This window comes from Mesorhizobium subarcticum, assembly GCF_055456085.1.
In genome coordinates this window covers 799,008-817,009 of sequence record NZ_JBVBEG010000002.1, presented here as the reverse complement: position 1 = coordinate 817,009, position 18,002 = coordinate 799,008, and the positions used below count along the sequence as shown (strand labels likewise).

11 protein-coding genes and 9 pseudogenes are annotated in these 18,002 nt (G+C 61.3%); 7 read left to right on the top strand and 13 right to left on the bottom strand.

Annotation, left to right across the window (positions count from 1 at the left end; genetic code table 11):
* The first annotated feature begins 328 nt into the window (after positions 1 to 328).
* Both ACZYHG_RS35920 and ACZYHG_RS35915 read left to right on the top strand, forming a co-directional pair.
* Positions 329 to 969, top strand: a pseudogene (locus tag ACZYHG_RS35920) (IS6 family transposase).
* Positions 970 to 1,144: 175 nt separating this feature from the next.
* Positions 1,145 to 1,336, top strand: coding sequence for a hypothetical protein (locus ACZYHG_RS35915; RefSeq protein ID WP_258580801.1), 192 nt, complete (start codon positions 1,145 to 1,147; stop codon positions 1,334 to 1,336).
* On the opposite strand, the gene ACZYHG_RS35910 is transcribed toward ACZYHG_RS35915, so the two are convergent.
* A complete protein-coding gene (locus tag ACZYHG_RS35910; RefSeq protein WP_464615377.1) occupies positions 1,278 to 1,679 on the bottom strand; it encodes a hypothetical protein in 402 nt (133 codons plus the stop codon). The two genes, ACZYHG_RS35915 and ACZYHG_RS35910, sit on opposite strands and share 59 nt — an antisense overlap.
* 65 nt (positions 1,680 to 1,744) lie before the next feature.
* Entirely contained in the window at positions 1,745 to 2,065 is a 321-nt protein-coding gene (locus tag ACZYHG_RS35905) for a hypothetical protein (RefSeq protein ID WP_258580800.1), read from the bottom strand.
* A gap of 423 nt (positions 2,066 to 2,488) precedes the next feature.
* Here ACZYHG_RS35905 and groES point away from each other — a divergent pair, with 423 nt between their 5' ends.
* Together groES and groL are read left to right on the top strand one after the other, a co-directional pair.
* On the top strand, positions 2,489 to 2,785 hold the full coding sequence (gene groES / locus ACZYHG_RS35900) for a co-chaperone GroES (RefSeq protein ID WP_258580799.1): 297 nt from the start codon (positions 2,489 to 2,491) through the stop codon (positions 2,783 to 2,785).
* Positions 2,786 to 2,849: 64 nt separating this feature from the next.
* On the top strand, positions 2,850 to 4,502 hold the full coding sequence (gene groL / locus ACZYHG_RS35895) for a chaperonin GroEL (RefSeq protein WP_464615057.1): 1,653 nt from the start codon (positions 2,850 to 2,852) through the stop codon (positions 4,500 to 4,502).
* A 109-nt stretch (positions 4,503 to 4,611) separates the two neighbouring features.
* Here groL and ACZYHG_RS35890 read toward each other — a convergent pair.
* Positions 4,612 to 5,557: pseudogene (locus ACZYHG_RS35890) on the bottom strand (IS630 family transposase).
* A 155-nt stretch (positions 5,558 to 5,712) separates the two neighbouring features.
* Here ACZYHG_RS35890 and ACZYHG_RS35885 point away from each other — a divergent pair.
* Positions 5,713 to 5,832 (top strand): annotated as a pseudogene (locus ACZYHG_RS35885) (sulfite exporter TauE/SafE family protein); the annotation flags it as partial.
* A 120-nt stretch (positions 5,833 to 5,952) separates the two neighbouring features.
* Here ACZYHG_RS35885 and ACZYHG_RS35880 read toward each other — a convergent pair.
* A pseudogene (locus ACZYHG_RS35880) lies at positions 5,953 to 7,487 on the bottom strand (putative bifunctional diguanylate cyclase/phosphodiesterase).
* 789 nt (positions 7,488 to 8,276) lie between these two features.
* On the opposite strand from ACZYHG_RS35880, the gene ACZYHG_RS35875 reads away from it, so the two are divergent.
* Positions 8,277 to 9,905, top strand: a complete 1,629-nt coding sequence (locus tag ACZYHG_RS35875) for an IS1634 family transposase (RefSeq protein WP_464615056.1) — start codon at positions 8,277 to 8,279, stop codon at positions 9,903 to 9,905.
* Between the two features lie 260 nt (positions 9,906 to 10,165).
* Here ACZYHG_RS35875 and ACZYHG_RS35870 read toward each other — a convergent pair.
* Positions 10,166 to 10,621, bottom strand: a pseudogene (locus tag ACZYHG_RS35870) (transposase); the annotation flags it as partial.
* 11 nt (positions 10,622 to 10,632) lie between these two features.
* Positions 10,633 to 11,052: pseudogene (locus ACZYHG_RS35865) on the bottom strand (IS630 family transposase); the annotation flags it as partial.
* 65 nt (positions 11,053 to 11,117) lie between these two features.
* Here ACZYHG_RS35865 and ACZYHG_RS35860 point away from each other — a divergent pair.
* On the top strand, positions 11,118 to 12,143 hold the full coding sequence (locus ACZYHG_RS35860) for an IS110 family RNA-guided transposase (protein ID WP_464611638.1): 1,026 nt from the start codon (positions 11,118 to 11,120) through the stop codon (positions 12,141 to 12,143).
* Between the two features lie 273 nt (positions 12,144 to 12,416).
* On the opposite strand, the pseudogene ACZYHG_RS35855 reads toward ACZYHG_RS35860, so the two are convergent.
* From ACZYHG_RS35855 to ACZYHG_RS35825, 7 genes and pseudogenes are all read right to left on the bottom strand, one after another.
* A pseudogene (locus ACZYHG_RS35855) lies at positions 12,417 to 12,625 on the bottom strand (IS630 family transposase); the annotation flags it as partial.
* A gap of 30 nt (positions 12,626 to 12,655) precedes the next feature.
* Positions 12,656 to 12,955, bottom strand: a pseudogene (locus ACZYHG_RS35850) (helix-turn-helix domain-containing protein); the annotation flags it as partial.
* 92 nt (positions 12,956 to 13,047) lie between these two features.
* Positions 13,048 to 13,935 (bottom strand): annotated as a pseudogene (locus ACZYHG_RS35845) (IS1380 family transposase); the annotation flags it as partial.
* A 336-nt stretch (positions 13,936 to 14,271) separates the two neighbouring features.
* Complete coding sequence (ubiM, locus tag ACZYHG_RS35840) at positions 14,272 to 15,453, bottom strand: 5-demethoxyubiquinol-8 5-hydroxylase UbiM (RefSeq protein ID WP_464615055.1); 1,182 nt, start codon at positions 15,451 to 15,453, stop codon at positions 14,272 to 14,274.
* Positions 15,453 to 15,785 carry a globin domain-containing protein gene (locus tag ACZYHG_RS35835; RefSeq protein ID WP_413776952.1) on the bottom strand — a complete coding sequence of 111 codons (333 nt, stop codon included), beginning with the start codon at positions 15,783 to 15,785 and terminating at the stop codon, positions 15,453 to 15,455. The genes ubiM and ACZYHG_RS35835 overlap by 1 nt, the downstream gene beginning before the upstream one ends.
* A gap of 56 nt (positions 15,786 to 15,841) precedes the next feature.
* Positions 15,842 to 17,482 (bottom strand): glycoside hydrolase family 127 protein, encoded by a 1,641-nt coding sequence (locus tag ACZYHG_RS35830; RefSeq protein ID WP_464615054.1) that lies wholly within the window; start codon positions 17,480 to 17,482, stop codon positions 15,842 to 15,844.
* Complete coding sequence (locus ACZYHG_RS35825; RefSeq protein WP_258580793.1) at positions 17,479 to 17,952, bottom strand: substrate-binding domain-containing protein; 474 nt, start codon at positions 17,950 to 17,952, stop codon at positions 17,479 to 17,481. The genes ACZYHG_RS35830 and ACZYHG_RS35825 overlap by 4 nt, the downstream gene beginning before the upstream one ends.
* Positions 17,953 to 18,002 lie beyond the last annotated feature (50 nt).

Below are 18,002 nucleotides of genomic sequence, written 5' to 3'. Positions count from 1 at the left end.
TCCTGCAAGGTGGCGAGCGCCGATAAGCTTCTTCGAGCTTCGGCGATATGGACGCGGTGCGAGCTGATGCCGCCATTACATCGAAGTCGTCTCGTTGGGTACGCTCGGTAGCGGCCAGCAGGTCACGAATATTGCAGGTCTCGTCTTGCGGGGCGTTGGGCTCATCGCCGAGCGCCAAAACCTTTCGGGATTGCTTAACAGGGATCTTTTTCGCGACGATCGGTGGCGCCGGACGGAAAGCAGGCTCGGCCGGAGACTTAACGCTGCCGCGAGCGTATTCCTTCTCCGGTGCAGGTTCAGGCCGTGGTGCCGTCTTTCTGCCGTTGCGTTGGAGCTGCGGAGGCTGAGCCTCGTCTTCGGCCGCCTCCAGGCTCGGCGCCGGGCTAAGGAAATGGTGCTGGAGCGCGGCATCGTGGTCTCCTACGAGACGATCCGTCGTTGGGGCAGGTAGTTCGGCCCAGACTATGCCCGCCGGCTTCGCCGTAAGAGATCCTCTCGCCATGACGTCTGGCACCTGGACGAAGTCGTAATCTCCATCGCCGGCAAGAAGCACTGGCTATAGCGCGCTGTCGATCAGAACGGCTATGTCCTCGACGAGATTGTCCAGAACCGCCGCGCAACACCAAGGCGGCCAAGCGATTGTTGACGCGCTTGTTGAAGAAGAAGCAGGGCCGCGCGCCGAAGCGCATGATCACCATGGGCCGCAAGGCGGCAGGTGATGCCGGAAGTCGAGCACTGGTCGCACAAAGGATTGAACAACCCCGCTGAGAATTCCCATGTGCCGTTGCGAAAACGGGAGCGAACGATGCAGGGCTTCCGATCACCGGAAACCCTTCAGCGCTTCGTCTCGATCTTCTCCGCCTGCGCTACCTCTTCGTTCCACCTCGCTCAAGACATTCCGCGTTTCAGATCCATCTTCACCGTCTGAACGCAATGGCGGAGTGGAAGGCCGTGACTGCGCTCTGCTAACAGCAGCGCACACCGCTTCAGCGCGTTCATACGCAGACAACGTGACAGCGTCAGCCGGTGTCCGGCTACTCCCCCCGATTATCCCCGATTTAAATCAAATCCGTCTGTGGATATTGACGATTGCGCGACCCTCACCTCGTAGACGGCTAATGCGGGCGGCTACTGAGAGGGACATATGACAAGCGATTTTTCCGCCGCCCGAGTTCATTTAGATCGAGCGTATCACTACCTTCGTGGCGATGACCCGATGAGCCGAAGGGGGCGCGAAGCCTTGGACCTGTTAATTGAGGCGGTTGCCGTCGAAGAGTTCAAGCAGCCACGCCAAAACGCGGAGGTGCTAATGTTTCCGATTGGGCGCCGCTTCTGAGGCGATCTCCATGGCCGCCACTCTGAACCATGGTGAGCAAATCCTCCCAGAACGCAAAGAAGCCCGCCCCGGCATGAGCCGAGACGGGCAATAGAAATGGGAGTCCCAAAGCGCGCGTCCACGAAAGCGCCGGCAGGTGCAATTCTGCAGAATGTCCATCTTGGCGCAACGTCATGTTCGCCGAACTGAGAAATTGACCGATGCCGTGAAAAAACTCGATTGCGATCCCTGTCTCCTTGTCTGGAGGCGCAACGGCTTGTCTGGAGGCGCAACGGCGGTCGTTGGTGCTGGCACCGTTGGCGTGGTCAGCCGCACCAGGCGTCGCAGGCGTGATGGCGGCCATAAGGAACTCGTCACAAGCTCCGCTCAGGCCGCGTAATCTCCTGCGTTCGAAGCGGAGCGCGGTCTTCAGGTGTACGAAGAGCATCTCGACTTTTTTTTGCGTTCGTTGCGCGACCGTACGAACTCGGGCGTATCCGCTTTGACGGGCGTCTCGCGTGCCTCTTCGTCGACGCAGCGCAGCACATCGCGCACCGGCGTCTTTGGATAGCAGCGGCGCTTGAGTTCACAACTCTGGCAGTCTCGTTTGCTGGCCGGTATTTCCGGGTTTCCACCGCTGACATTGCCTGTGCGCGGGACCGCGAAGTTGCGACGATACTGCCTTGCGGGCGGGATGAACTTGTTCTGGACCGCATCGAAGATGAAGTCCGCGCGGCTGTAAGGTTTCACGCTGGCTCTTGTCCCACACCGGAATGTGCGGCGCGATGTTCTGATCGACGAGCCATCCGAGGAACTTGCCGGTGCCGTATCCGCGCGGCGCTCTTCCCCGAAAAAGCACACTGGGCGAACTGCCGTTCTGGCCCTTCCCCGCCGGCCACACCAGGCAGGCGCCGCGGGCCGAGATTGTTTGAGCCGGTGGGGACGAGCGATTGGCAACAAATGCAGAATGAGCGTTCTCCTCACGTAAAGGGGGCCGCGCTTCCGCGCCGATTCCAAGGTCTTTTTGCTCTTCGCCCGTCCCCTCTTCCGTCTTGACTAGTGCCAGCCGACGGCCTATTTCACTGTCCGCTAGCACTCGTCACTGGTGAGTGCTAACAACCGCGCTCCGGCAACGGAGAACCGTTCAACATCCGAACCAGGGACATCCAAAAAATGGCAAAGTCGAATTTCCGGCCGCTGCATGACCGCGTGGTCGTTCGCCGGGTCGAATCCGAAGCGAAGACCGCCGGCGGGATCATCATCCCGGATACGGCGAAGGAAAAGCCGCAGGAAGGCGAGATCATCGCCGTTGGCTCCGGCGCCCGCGACGAAGCCGGCAAGCTCGTCCCGCTGGACGTCAAGGCGGGCGACCGCATCCTGTTCGGCAAGTGGTCGGGCACCGAAGTCAAGCTCGATGGCGAAGACCTTCTGATCATGAAGGAATCCGACATCATGGGCATAATCAGCTGACACGCCGCCGCCTTTCATCCGCACCATCCAATCTGAATTCGGGCGAAATGCCCAGGAGTAAAAAATGGCCAAAGACGTAAAATTCTCCCGTGATGCCCGCGAGCGCATGCTTCACGGCATCAACATCCTGGCCGACGCGGTGAAGGTCACGCTCGGTCCCAAGGGCCGTAACGTCGTTATCGACAAGTCGTTCGGCGCCCCGCGCATCACCAAGGACGGCGTCACCGTCGCCAAGGAAATTGAACTTTCCGACAAGTTCGAGAACATGGGCGCGCAGATGATCCGCGAAGTCGCGTCCAAGACCAACGACATCGCCGGCGACGGCACCACGACCGCGACCGTTCTGGCGCAGTCGATCGTCCACGAAGGCCACAAGGCGGTTGCCGCCGGCATGAACCCGATGGACCTGAAGCGCGGCATCGATCTGGCCGTGACCGAAGTCGTCGCTCACCTCGTCAAGAACGCCAAGAAGATCAAGACCTCGGAAGAAGTCGCCCAGGTCGGCACGATCGCCGGCAATGGCGATGCTTCGGTCGGCAAGATGATCGCGGAAGCGATGCAGAAGGTCGGCAACGAAGGCGTCATCACGGTTGAAGAAGCCAAGACCGCCGAGACCGAACTCGAAGTCGTCGAAGGCATGCAGTTCGACCGCGGGTACCAGTCGCCCTACTTCGTCACCAACGCCGACAAGATGGTTGCCGAGCTCGAGGACGTCTACATCCTCCTGCACGAGAAGAAGCTCTCCAACCTCCAGGCCATGCTGCCGGTTCTCGAAGCCGTCGTGCAGACCTCGAAACCGCTGCTCATCATCTCGGAAGACGTCGAAGGCGAAGCGCTGGCGACTTTGGTCGTCAACAAGCTGCGTGGCGGCCTGAAGATCGCCGCCGTCAAGGCGCCGGGCTTCGGTGATCGCCGCAAGGCCATGCTGGAAGACATCGCCATCCTCACCGGTGGCCAGGTCATCTCGGAAGACCTCGGCATCAAGCTCGAGAATGTCGGCCTCAACATGCTCGGCCGCGCCAAGAAGGTGTCGATCTCCAAGGAGAACACCACCATCGTCGACGGCGCCGGCAAGAAGGCCGAGATCCAGGGCCGCGTTGCCCAGATCAAGCAGCAGATCGAAGAGACCACTTCGGACTACGACAAGGAGAAGCTGCAGGAACGTCTGGCGAAGCTCGCTGGCGGCGTTGCGGTGATCCGCGTCGGCGGTGCGACGGAAGTCGAAGTCAAGGAAAAGAAGGACCGCGTCGATGACGCCCTCAACGCGACCCGCGCGGCCGTAGAAGAAGGCATCGTTGCTGGCGGCGGCGTCGCCCTGCTGCGCGCTTCGCTGGCCATCACCGTCACCGGCGCCAATGCCGATCAGACGGCCGGCATCGCCATCGTCCGTCGCGCCCTGCAGGCTCCGGCCCGCCAGATCGCTGCCAACGCCGGTGCCGAAGCTTCGATCGTCGCCGGCAAGATCCTCGACAACAAGGATGCAACCTTCGGCTACAACGCCCAGACCGGCGAATATGGCGACATGATCGCCATGGGCATCGTCGACCCAATGAAGGTTGTGCGCACCGCTCTCCAGGACGCGGCCTCGGTCGCCGGCCTGCTCGTCACCACCGAAGCCATGATTGCCGAAGCTCCGAAGAAGGAGTTGGCTGGCGGCGGCATGCCGGGTGGTATGCCCGGCGGTGGCATGGGCGGCATGGGCGGTATGGATTTCTAATCCAGCCATTGCCTCGCATTCACGGAAAGGGCGGCAGCAGTGCCGCCCTTTTTCTTTCGGCGAACCTTTTTGCCCACAGGGGGCCGGCGTCCTCTAGAGCAGATTCGACTTACACCGGGTCATATCCGGCTGCCTCGAAGTAGTTTCGGCATTCGGCCGGTTTGAAGGCGTCGAGGCAGTTGGCGATGACGGACCAGAGTTGATCGATGGAGCGGGCAGCTGCTTTTCTGAGTAGGGCCTTGAGCTTCGAGAACGCCATCTCGATCGGATTGAAGTCGGGCGAATAGGGCGGCAGCAACAGAAGCCGTGCGCCGGTCCTTTGGATGGCCTCGCGAACGCCGGTGATCTTGTGAGCCGGCAGGTTGTCCATGACGACGATGTCGCCGGAGAAAGTTCAGGTGCGAGCACCTGTTCGGCATAGGCCAGGAAGGCGGCGCCGTTCATCGGCCCGTCGAGCAGCATCGGTGCGGTCAGGCCGTTCAGCCGCAGTCCAGCGGTGAAGGTCGTGGTCTTCCAATGACCATGAGGAACCGGCGCACGGCAGCGTTCGCCACGTTTGGCCCGCCCGCGCAGCCGCGCCATCTTGGTGGAGGCGGCAGTCTCATCAATGAAGATCAGCTTCTCGGGGTCGAGATCGAGCTGGCCGTCGAACCAGGCGCGACGGCGCGCCTTGACGTCGGGGCGCTGTTGTTCGCTGGCATGCGCCGTCTTTTTTTAAACGTGACGCAGCGCCTGTCGAGAAACATCCAGATCGTCGAAGGAACCACGCGCACGCCATGCCCGGCCGCCAGCCTCTCGGCAATCTCCGCCAGAGTGATGTCGGGCGTCTCCTCGATCAGGCCGAGGATGAAGGCTTCGTGAGGATCAAGCTTCGAGCACGACGGTTGGCCCTGCTTGCGGGCCGCCATCTCGCCTGTCTCGCGATAGCGGCGATACCAGTTCCCCGCCGTAGCAATCCCGATCCGGAACCGGCGTGCTGCCTCTCGCGTCGAAACACCCTCCGATATCGCCAAAATCACCCGACCGCGAAGGTCCGCACTCAAGCTGCGTGTCATCGTCATCTCCCTGCGAATCACAGGGAAAATGAAACAGACTTCCGCCACCGCGTGAATCCCAAATCTGACTCGGCGTTCACGGAAAATGCTCTAGAATGCGGAGGGGCAGGCCCGATCACGGGCATCATACGGCGGCACTTTCATGGCGGACACCAATGACTGAATTCATTCTGTTCGCCATAGGCGGCTTTCTTGCCCAAGCGGTGGACGGCGGGCTCGGCATGGCCTACGGCGCGGTCTCTTCGTTCGGCGTTCCGCCACCACGCTATCACGCCTGATCTGCGAGCATGGCGATCAGCCACAACTACAAGCCCATGCTCGACGAGACGGGATCACTTCTCCCCGATATCTCGTACTCAATGCGCTCGGGGCGGCGGACGGCATGTCGGTCGGCATCATCGCGTGCATGCTGGCGCTGGAATCGAGCGCGGTGATACCTCTGGTCGGATGGAACAGGCTGGCCTGGTCATCCGCCAGCTCGGCTCCGCGACGAACGCCAGGTGCAGTTCACCTTTCCGTCGCCGGCCGGGCGCTGCTTGGCCCAGTGCAACTCGGCTTGGCGACACGCTGATCGAGCTCTCGCGAATGAGCCTTGCTGAGATCAAAGCCTCACCCGGCAGATCCTGGTGTTGCGCGACGCGTGCCGGTCGCAACTCCTTTGCGTGCTCTTTTACTGCCAAATCGATCGCCTGGTTCAGAGGCACCGCCTTGGAGAACAGGAAGCCCTGAGCAGTTCTGCAGCCAAGCTTGAGCAGAGTTTGCCGATCTGCCTCTGTTTCGACGCCCTCGGCCATGACGTCGATCCCGAGCGTCCTGCCAAGATCGATGACCGTTTTGACAAGCAGCCCGTCCTCTCGGGACTTGGCCAAGCCGCGAATGAAGCCTTGGTCTATTTTCACCTTGCGTATCCGGCTGTCCTTGAGCGATGCCAAGGTGGAAAAGCCGTGCCGAAGTCATCGAGCGCGATGGAAATGCCGGCATGTGAAAGCCGTCCGAGCTTTTCATCCACTCTGTCCGGGTCCACCGGGGATTCTTCAGTAATCTCGATTTCGAACATCGTTGCAGGGAGATCTTTTGCCGCCAGACCATCCAGAACCATGTCGTCGATATCGCCGGCTTCCAGTTCGCGCGGTGATACATTCATCGCCACACGAAGATCACGACAGTCAGCTTTCACCATGCCGTCGATAAGTGCACAACAGTCAGCGAAGACCGTTTGGGTCAGCAGCTGAAGCATTCCGGTTTGGCGTGCGGCTGTGACGATTTCGGGTGGAGAGATAGAACCATGAATCGGATGGGACCACCTTAGCAAGGCTTCAAAACCGACCACGGCCTCGGTGTCGAGTTTCACGATGGGCTGGAACCAGGGTGCCAAGCTTCTCGTCTTTATCGCTGAATGAAGGTCGCGTTCGATGGACTGGCGGCGTTGCAGTTCCCTGTCGAGGTCGGCATCGAACAGGCAAAACTCGTTCCTGCCACGACGCTTGGCTGTGTAAAGGGCGATATCCGCCCGCAACAGCATTTCTGTCAGTCCCGGGCTCTCCGCCAAGTATATTCCTATCGATGCCCCGACCCGGACGGAGGCGACCTCAGGATAGGGGCGGGCAATTTTGGCTATGATATTGGAGGCGAGATCACTGGCAGAAAGCGAATCCCCAAGTGAGGGAAAAAACAGCACGAATTCATCGCCGCCGATTCGGGCGAGCGTTGAGCCTTCCGGCGCTTCCTGCTCTATCCGGCGGGCGATCCTGACAAGCAGATCATCACCGGTCCTGTGACCGTACGTATCGTTGACGGATTTGAACCCGTCTAGATCAATCAACATTGCAACGAAGGGGCCGTCTGCAGTCTCGAACCGACCGATAGCGTGTTCGAGGCCACGCCTGTTGAGAAGGGCCGTCAGGTGGTCCTGCCTGGAATTGGCCTCCATTTCGGCCGCAAGCCGCTCGGCCTCATGCCTCAGGCGGCTCGCTTCGCGGAAGCGCGCTTGTCCAACAAACGCGGCTCGAACCAGGCCGCCCAGGAAGAGCAGAACGGCGAAAGAAAGAACGTACCCTTCAAAGTTGCCTTTCGCCAGCAAGCACCCCGCTGTGATGAGGAGCGGGGGTGTGATGAAGTTGGTCGCTGCCGCAGCATATGAACTGCCGTATGTAACAGCACCAGCTGAGATGCCTGCCAGAATAATCAGATGCAGCGGTGCGTGAGGTGTCGTGTATCCAACCGTAAGGACGGCAAGGAACGACCAGGCAAACCCTGCCAGAAGAGCAAGGATGCCAAACCAGCGAAGCCGCGGCGAAATCCCTGTTAGATCGTCCTGGCGTCCCGTTTGCTTTAGCTGATAACGGGCGAGTGCAAGGCGGCCGACATTTATCGCATTGATGACCAGGAACCAGATCACGGCGCCAGAGCCGTCGCCAGAAAGGGCCTGCACCGTCAAAATAAGGCTTGAGAGGACGGTGCTGATCGGCATTGACACGAAGAGACCAGCCTCCTGACGGATTTTGGCCTCCAGCGTGTCTTCTTTCTTCAGGTCCATGGACGGGCTAGCCGCCTTACCCGACTTGAACAGTTGGAGGTGAACGGATGGCGAACGCTGTCCGTTAAGCTATTGACTTCACTCGCCTCGAGTTTTCGGCGCGAAAATGTGTGGTAACAACATTTGATCTGCTAGCCGCATGTTGTATGGATTTTATGGCATTTATTCGCTAACAACGCTGGCATGTTTGTCGTTGAGAGAGTCGCGCGCGGCCACCGCTATCTTTACCTCGTGGAAAGTGTCCGCGACGGCAAAACCGTTCGCCAGCGCACGATAAAGGCGCTGGGCCGCAAGGATGCGCTGGTTGCCAGCGGCGAACTTGACAGATTGGCGGCCTCGATTGCGCGCCATGGCGAGCGCAGCCTCATCCTGTCCGACATTGACGCGGGGCGAATTGCCTCTCGCCGCATCGGCGGTCCGCTGTTGTTCGGGCGGCTGTGGGAGCGGCTCGGGATCGGCGATGTGCTGGAAGAGGTGCTGGAAGGGCGCCAGTTCGGCTTTGCGGTGGAACGGGCGGTGTTCATTGGCACGTTGCATCGGCTGTTCGTCTCGGGCTCGGACCGCGACTGCGCGAACTGGATGGCCGATTATGGTATCGAGGGCGCCGAGGGTCTGGCGCTCCATCACTTTTACCGGGCCATGGCGTGGCTGGGCGAGGAACTCGGCGAAAAGGCGCAAGGCGCGCTGGTGGCGCGCTGCGTGAAAGACGTGATCGAGGAAAAGCTCTTCGCGCGCCGGCAGGACCTGTTCACCGACCTCAGCCTTGTATTCATGGACACAACCTCGTTGTCCTTCCATGGCGCGGGCGGCGAGACGCTGGGCAAGCGCGGGCATTCCAAGGACTTCCGCCCCGATCTGGCGCAAATGATCCTGGCGCTGGTCGTTGATGCCGAGGGCCGGCCGATCTGCACCGAGATGGTGCCCGGCAACACCGCTGACGTGACCGTCCTGTTGCCGGTGGTCGATCGGCTGCGAACGCGCTTCGGCGTCACACGCGCCTGCGTTGTCGCCGATCGCGGCATGATCAGCGCCGATACCATCGCCGCGCTCGAAAAGCTGGGCATGGAATACATTCTGGGGGCCCGCGAACGCTCGAGCAGCGTGATCCACAACGTCGTGCTCAATGACGCGGCACCGATGGTTCCGCTCGTTCTCGAGCGCCAGCGCGGTGAAACTCAGTTGTGGGTCAAAGAGGTCAAGGTCGGTAAAGACCGCTACATTGTCAGCCGCAATGACGCCGAGGCCGAGAAGGACAAGGCCGACCGCCAGGCGATCATCGCCGGCCTCGAGGCACAGCTCAAGAAGGGCGACAAGGCACTGGTCGGCAACTCGGCCTACCGGCGTTACCTCAAGGCCAGCGGCAAGAACTTCAAGATCGATGTCGGCAAGCTTGCCGAGGAAGCCCGGTACGACGGCATCACCGTGGTGCGGACCAACGCGAAGGTGACCCCGCTCCAGGCCGTGCTGCGGTATCGCGATTTGCTCGAGGTCGAGAGCCTGTTCCGCGCCGCCAAGGCAACCTTCAATACCCGGCCGATCTTCCACCAATCCGATGCCGCCATCCGCGGGCATGTGTTTTGCTCGTTCCTGGGGCTCGTACTCAGCAAGGAACTGTACCGCCTCTGCCGGGCCAAAGGCCTGACGCCCGAATGGCAGCCGCTTCTACGCGATCTCGACCGCCTCCAGGAAGCCACCATCGAAAAGGATGGTCGCATCGTCACCACCAGAACCCACGTTACGGGCCAAGTGGGCAACGTCTTCAAGGCATCTGGCATCGCTCTGCCACACAACCTCGACGAACAACTCGCCTGAGATCATCCCCAAAATGTAGTGGTAACACGCGCCGGCGCGCGCCTAACGTGCTGATATAATAACATATTCTTACAGGCGGTGTTTAAGTGGGGCCTTAATGCACGGCGATAAGCTTTTGACGGCCTGAAGCGACGCTGTGGTCGCCGTTGCGGTGCTTTTCCACGCGCCTCGTCAGGCGCCGGAATTGCTCCGTCGTGATGGCAGGCGGGGGTTTGCAGGTTGCGGTCGACGGGTTCGTTTCGGGCGTCTGCGCCCCATCGTTATGTCGCGAGTTGGGGGATGCGATCGAGGACGATGCGCAGGATGCGCTGGTCGGGGCACGATGTCGGCAGGTGCAGGCGGATTTGCGATTTCATCTCGACCACCCGCGCAGCGATTTTGATGAGGCGCAATCGCAGCGTGTCGAATTGGGCGACGGCAAAGCTCGAGCGCCTCGGCATCGCGGCCCGCAAGCCCCACATCAACCAGTAAGCACCGGCATGCAGGAATAGCCGGAACTGGTTGGCCGTCGCTCTGGTGCAGGATGTGCGGTCGGCGGCAAGATGCGTCTTCCACGACTTGATGTGGTTCTCGGCCGCGCCGCGCCGGCAGTAGACATCCTCGTAGAGCGCCTTGGCCTTCCCACCGGCAAGGTTGGTGACGACGAAGCGGGTATCGGCACCTTGGGCGCCGACCTCGACCCGCGCGATGATGCGCTCGACGCGGCTCCAACTAGAGCAGATTCGACTTACACCGGGTCATATCCGGCTGCCTCGAAGTAGTTTCGGCATTCGGCCGGTTTGAAGGCGTCGAGGCAGTCGGCGATGACGGACCAGAGTTGATCGATGGAGCGGGCAGCTGCTTTTCTGAGTAGGGCCTTGAGCTTCGAGAACGCCATCTCGATCGGATTGAAATCGGGCGAATAGGGCGGCAGCAACAGAAGCCGTGCGCCGGTCCTTTGGATGGCCTCGCGAACGCCGGTGATCTTGTGAGCCGGCAGGTTGTCCATGACGACGATGTCGCCGGGAGAAAGTTCAGGTGCGAGCACCTGTTCGGCATAGGCCAGGAAGGCGGCGCCGTTCATCGGCCCGTCGAGCAGCATCGGTGCGGTCAGGCCGTTCAGCCGCAGTCCAGCGGTGAAGGTCGTGGTCTTCCAATGATGGGATGGACGCCCCCCTGACGGCATCGATGTGCCAGAGTGGTGGCGTTGAGAACCACCGAAGGGAGACGTCCATGACACAAGTTAGCACCATTGGCCTGGATCTGGCCAAGAACATCTTCCAAGCCCATGGCGCAGATGCCGCCGGCACCGTTGTGTTCCGCAGGAAGCTGCGGCGCGAACAGGTGCTGGCCTTCTTCGCTGCGCAGCCGCCATGCCTTGTGGCGATGGAGGCATGCCCAGGCGCTCATTATTGGGGTCGTGAGATCGGCACGCTCGGCCATACCGTCAGGCTGATCGCACCGGCTTACGTGAAGCCTTTCGTCAAGCGTCAGAAGAACGATGCCGCCGATGCCGAAGCGATCTGCGAGGCCGCGCAACGGCCGACGATGCGCTTCGTGGCGGTGAAGAGCCAGGAGAAGCAGGCCTCGGCTGTGATCTTCCGAACCCGCGACGTGCTCGTCGGCCAGCGCACTCAGCTCATCAACGCGATCCGCGGGCATATGTCCGAGTTCGGCCTGATTGCGCCGCAAGGCCCCTCGCATGTCGAGCGGCTCATCACGCAGGTTGAGGATCCTACCTCGGGCGTGCCGGAGGCCGCTCGCTGTTGCCTTGCCATGCTTGTCGAAGCGCTACGCCGCTTGCAGGATCAGGTTAGGTCGCTGGACGCGGAGATTGCGAAGCGGGCCAAAGCTGACGAAACGGCCCATCGGCTAATGAGCGTGCCTAGCATTGGGCCGCTGATCGCAACCGCGCTTGAGGCGATGGCTCCACCAGCAGAGACGTTCCGCTCTGGGCGCGATTTCGCAGCCTGGATCGGGCTGACGCCGATCCAGCGTTCGACCGGCGGCAAGGAGCGCCTCGGACGAACGTCGCGGATGGGAGAGCGAACGCTGCGACGCCTGCTCATCATCGCATCCAGCGCGGTAGTGCGCTGGGCCAAGCGCAAAGGCGTGCCATCCGGCTCGTGGCTCCATCGAATGCTGGCGCGCAAGCCGCCAATGCTGGTGATCGTGGCACTGGCCAACAAGACCGCGCGCATCGCATGGGCATTGATGACGAAAGGTGGAACCTACCGAGCTCCGACCGCCGCCGCATGAGTGCAGTGCAGTGAGCGAACGCGAGGCTGCCAGGAGGACGTGAGAAGGTCGAAGGACAGGTATGGCGCAACGTCGGCGAGGCGGGATCAGGAGAACCAGACGCATGGGGAGCGCTTCGAGCGCGTTCCAGTGATGTGGACCTGATCCTCGAACTCCCATACGGGCCCGCGGCCATGACGAAGCCGCAAAGAGAGGCCGAACACATGGCAGCACCCGATCACGCGCAGCAGCCTGAACCGAAGATTCTTCTTGCATCCGGCGGGGCGTCCACACATGACCATGAGGAACCGGCGCACGGCAGCGTTCGCCACGTTTGGCCCGCCCGCGCAGCCGCGCCATCTTGGTGGAGGCGGCAGTCTCATCAATGAAGATCAGCTTCTCGGGGTCGAGATCGAGCTGGCCGTCGAACCAGGCGCGACGGCGCGCCTTGACGTCGGGGCGCTGTTGTTCGCTGGCATGCGCCGTCTTTTTTTAAACGTGACGCAGCGCCTGTCGAGAAACATCCAGATCGTCGAAGGAACCACGCCCACGCCATGCCCGGCCGCCAGCCTCTCGGCAATCTCCGCCAGAGTGATGTCGGGCGTCTCCTCGATCAGGCCGAGGATGAAGGCTTCGTGAGGATCAAGCTTCGAGCACGACGGTTGGCCCTGCTTGCGGGCCGCCATCTCGCCTGTCTCGCGATAGCGGCGATACCAGTTCCCCGCCGTAGCAATCCCGATCCGGAACCGGCGTGCTGCCTCTCGCGTCGAAACACCCTCCGATATCGCCAAAATCACCCGACCGCGAAGGTCCGCACTCAAGCTGCGTGTCATCGTCATCTCCCTGCGAATCACAGGGAAAATGAAACAGACTTCCGCCACCGCGTGAATCCCAAATCTGACTCGGCGTTCACGGAAAATGCTCTAGCGGCGCCGTCAACGAACTCCTTGAACCTGCGGACCTTGCCTGTCTTGGCCGACGCTTCGAAGCGCGCCGTCGTGCTGGCCTCCAGATCCGCGACATGCTTGCGCAGGGTCGTGGTGGGCGCGAGGCCAAAGATGAAGTCGACGTCGTTGGCGCGGCACCAGTCGATGACCTGCGGGCTGCAATAATGGCTATCGCCGCGGAGCAGGATTCGAATGTTCGGCCAGTTGATCCGGATCGCCCGCACCAAACGGCGCAGGTGGGGGCGGATCTCAGCCCCACTCGGCCGCTTGGCCGGTCGCAGGATCGCGCTGACGAACCGTCCCGCACCATCGAACACTACGATCGGCTGGAAGCCGTACTCGTCATGGTGGGCATTGAACAGGCGAAGCTGTTGGCCTCCGTGCACAGCGTCGAAGGTGTCGTCAATGTCGAGTACGATCCGCTTCGGCACCTGCCGGAACGAGGCGCAATAGAGATCGACCATCGCCCGCCCCATCGCAACCAGCTCCCGCACGCCGGGCAGGTTCTCCAGCCGGCACAGCGTCGATTGCGACGCCAGATCCCGACCCGACGGCAGCGCATCCTGGGCCATCTTGAAGACCGGATCGGAGCGCAGCCGGTTGGCGTCGTTGCCGTCCTCGTAGCCGGCGGCGATCATCTTCATGCGGAAGCCGATCATAGCTGCAAAGTTGTGGACGACCTGGTCCGGGCAGCGAGAATCGTCGATGCAACGCGCCAGACGCTCGGCCCCCCGCAACCGCTTTTCCACCTCGGCCAAAGCCAGAACGCCGCTGTTGGACGACAGCATGCCGCCGTCGAAACGGGCGACGACGGACTTGCCGCCGACTGATGACAAACCGCTCAGCGGCAGCGTAAGATCGTTCATGGTGGGTGTGGTCTCCGGGAAATGGTTCGGATCGGCTTAAGCAACCAAATCCTAAGTCATTTCAACGGCTTGCGCCACATCCGCCAACCCGCCGCGAATTTTTCAGGCTAGCTTGCTCCCAGGCTTCTTCGCAGCGCAAGCCTATGCAAGCCCACTGAAGGACGGGTTAACTAATAAGCGTGGTAACTTGTGCGGCGCTCGTATGCCTCCTCTTAGCATTGCCGGCTGATCATTGAGGTCTTGCCCGCGCCGCGCGTGATCCGCATCATTCCGAGCATTCGCAACGACACATGGACGCAGCATTGCTAACGGCAGGAGTCGAGACTGTCTGTGATTTCATCGCCTAAGCATGGCCGAAATGCCATGGCGGACAAAGGGAAGATATTGGGCAAAGCGAAGCCCCGCATGTCTTGCAAGCCGTGCCGCCGGGTGCTCGCCTGAGTAGAGTCCGACGAGGATGTTCGTAGCATGATAGAGCGGTGCCGCCGACCGGCGCAGGCAGCTTTCGTATCTGTGGAGCATGTCGGGATCGGCAATGTCGCGCCGGTCGCGACATACTGTCAGGATTCTATGGGCGAGTTGCTTCTGGCCACTGAGGGCGATGTTAAAGCCATGCGCGGTCACCGGGTGCATGCCAATGGCGGCGTCGCCGATGAGTGCGGCGCTCGGTGCCCAGAACTTGTGCGCCCACGTCGTGACCAGCGGATAGCTATGGCGGGTGCTTGCCAAGGTCATTTCTCCGAGGCGCCCTCGACACCGGTTCGTCAATTCCGTCAGGAACAAATCGTCGTCTAGAGCAAGCAGTCTATCGGCCTCGTTTAACGGCAAAGTGAGTAGCAGCGACGACACGCCTTCCATGAGCGGCAACATCGCTATCGTCTGATGGTGATCGAACCATTCGACTGCGATCTGCTGAAGGACGCGCTCGTGCCTTACCCGGCAAATCAGCATGGCCTTGCCGAGCCGATTGATATCGGCGCCGATGCCGAGCAGGTCGCGCGTGGCGGAAAAACGCGAGTCCGCTGCAACGAGAAGCCGAGCGGTCAATTGCCTGCCATCGGAGAGCATTATGACTGCTCCTCTGTGGCTGTTTCTTGCACCGACGACCGAGTGGCCGCATATCAGCCGGGCATGATCCTGCAACCGGATGATCTTGAACAGGGCATCGCGGATGCGACAATTTGGGACCAGAAACCCGAGTGGTTCCCCAGATCCCCTGGGAGGATCGAAACACAGCGCGAAAGGGCTCGATCCGTTGAGCACGCGCGCGCCTTGCAGTGGTGATTTGTGCGAAGCGGGGATGGCATCCCAGGCGCCGAGCTCGCGAAGGATTCTAATCGAGGCGTAGGTCAGCGCGATCTCGCGACCGTCGAAAGCTGGACTCGCCAGCCGTTCCAAGGACTGCTGTTCAACAACTGCCACCTTCAGATCGCTCTGCCCCAGCGACGCGGCGAAGGAAAGACCGACCGGCCCGCCTCCGACGATAACGATGTCGAAACTCTCGTCGGAGCCGGCCATCAGGGTGCCGCCATCGCGTCGGCTATCTGCGTGAGATGCCGGTGGAGTTGAGCCGCAAACTGTGGACGGATTGCGCGGGGTTCCAGTGCCCGCCGCGTCGCCTCAAGCCACTGTGCATGAACGTCCGCATAAATCGGCAACGAAGGATGCAGTCTTATCAAACACGGACGCAGCTGATCGCACCAGTCTTTGGGGCCGCCCAGCCAGCGCCATGCCCCCCTGTTGGCAGGGCCGGTCTCAATCCGGTCGTGGCACTCGAAAACCAGGGCACGGATCGCTGGGCCGCGCCCGAGATGAGGGAAAATGCTATCCGAGACGTTTCTTGGCTGCATCTTGTCGGCATTCTTGAGTTGATAAGAGGGCTATCCATGCGGCGACAGCGCCGAATTCAGCTTTCCAGCAGCCACTTGCATCGACCGCGCTTGAGCGCCACCCGGCCTATGTCCTGACTGACCTTGGGATGAGCATAGATGCGCTCGGGAGGCATCGGCAGCTCGAGGGTGATCGTGTCTCCGGCATTCCATAGCCGCGAGATCGAAAGATAGCCGTTGCTGGTGCATGCCTCTACGTCAATGGGATGTCCCTCGACCGAGGCTTCGGCTTCGTGCGCCCATCCAGGAATGCGAAGCTTCACGGCGAACTCGGCCGGAGCGTCAGGGCTGACCTCGATCCTGATCGAGCCGAACCATGGATAGGCGCTGGTTTCCCGCAGGAACACATTTCCCGTAGCAAGCCGGATGTTCGTCGAAATGCCGCCATAGAGATGGAAGGCGATTGCGTCTTCGCTGGCCGACACGAAATAGCCTCCGACCGAAGCGATGAGACGCGACGAATTCATCGCGCAGCATGGGCATGTGTGCCAGGCCCATCGGCTGTGTCGCCCATCGCTGTCCAGCGGATTGGAGTAAAAATAGTGCTCGCCATCGCGCGACAGGCCGGTCAGCGCGCCGTTGAACAACGCCTGTTCCATTACGTCGGCATAGCGGCCGTCGAGATCGAGATGCAGCATCCGATGCGCCCAGAAGATCAGCGCTACCGAGGCGCAGGTCTCCGCATAGGCCGTATCGTTCGGCAGGTCGTGGTCTTCAGTAAAGCCTTCATTCGCGGCAGCGGAACCCAAGCCGGAGGTGATGTAGATCTTCGAGGTCATGACGTCGGCCCAGAGCTCCTCGCATGCTTTCTTGAGGCCGTCGTCGTTCAGTTCCGCCGCGAGGTCGGCCATTGCGGAAAACATGTACATCGCCCGAACGGCATGGCCGACCACCTTGGTCTGCTCGCGCACTGGCCTGTGCGATTGGTTGTACTCATACCTCTTCGCCCAGAACTCACTAGGGTTCTCCCCGCGCGCGACCGCTTCCTGATCGAAGTAGTGTGGCTGGCGGCCGCGCTCGTTGATGAAATAGGCCGCGAGTTCGAGATGCTTTCTCGCTCCCGTCAAGCGATAGAGCTTAACGAGGGCAAGCTCGATCTCCTGATGGCCGCAATAGCCGTGCTTCTGGCCGGGGTTCGGGCCGAACGTCTTGCGCACATGGTCGACATAGCGCTCAAGGATGTCAAGGAGCCGGCACCGGCCCGTCGCGAGGAAGTAGGCGATGCCGCCCTCGAGCAGATGTCCCAGATTGTAGAGTTCGTGATAGTCGCGCAGGTTGGTCCAGCGCTTGTCCGGCTCGCGCAGCAGGTGCCAGCAGTTCAGATAACCGTCGCCAGCCTGTGCATTTTCGAGATCGTCGACGATCTTTTCGATCCTGGCCTCGATGTCGGCGTCGGGCCTGTGTGACAGCGCATAGGATGCCGCCTCGATCCACTTGCCGGCGTCGGAATCCCATAACACCTGCACGAAATTGTGCTGGTTGGGCGCGGAGCTCAGCGGCGGCGGGTTCGGCAGTGTCAGGGACTGCAGGATACCGTGCTTGCCAAGCTGGACGTGCTGGGTGGGGATGGTCCGCGTCAGCACAGTCTCAAGCCGCTCGCGCCAGAATTGCCCCTCCAGCGCGACATCGACGAACTGAACCGGCTCGAACTCGTTCATTGGAACGCATCCGTTCCTGCAATGAAGTGCATTGGCGTGCTCACGGCTTCGACGATGCCCGCACGGCCAGTGAACACGGCCGACGCCTGACGCAAGCGCTCGGCGATCATCTCCAGCACGCTGTCACCAGCGTCGCGTCCGACCGCGTTCAGGTTCTCATCGAGGCTGGCCAACCGCGGCCGCGTCGCAAGCACCATCACGTCCCAGTTGTTAAATCCGACGATGGCCACGTCGACAGGTGCTGCCAGGCCAATCTCGCGCAGCGTGTCGCACGCGCCGCCGGCGATCTGATCGTTGCCGCAGAAGATCGCGTTCGGCGTTTGCGGTCCCGAGAACAATCTGGCCGCCGTGTCGCGCCCCAACGCCTCGGCTGACTTTTGGCTTTGGCCGTTCTTCGTGTCGGTCTTGATCCAGACCGGTCGCCGAGGTGTTGGGCGGCGCGATCCATTGAAGCAGTCGACCACTATCATGAAAAGACCCAAAAACCGCCAAAACGCTGATGGTGACGACTAAACTGTCC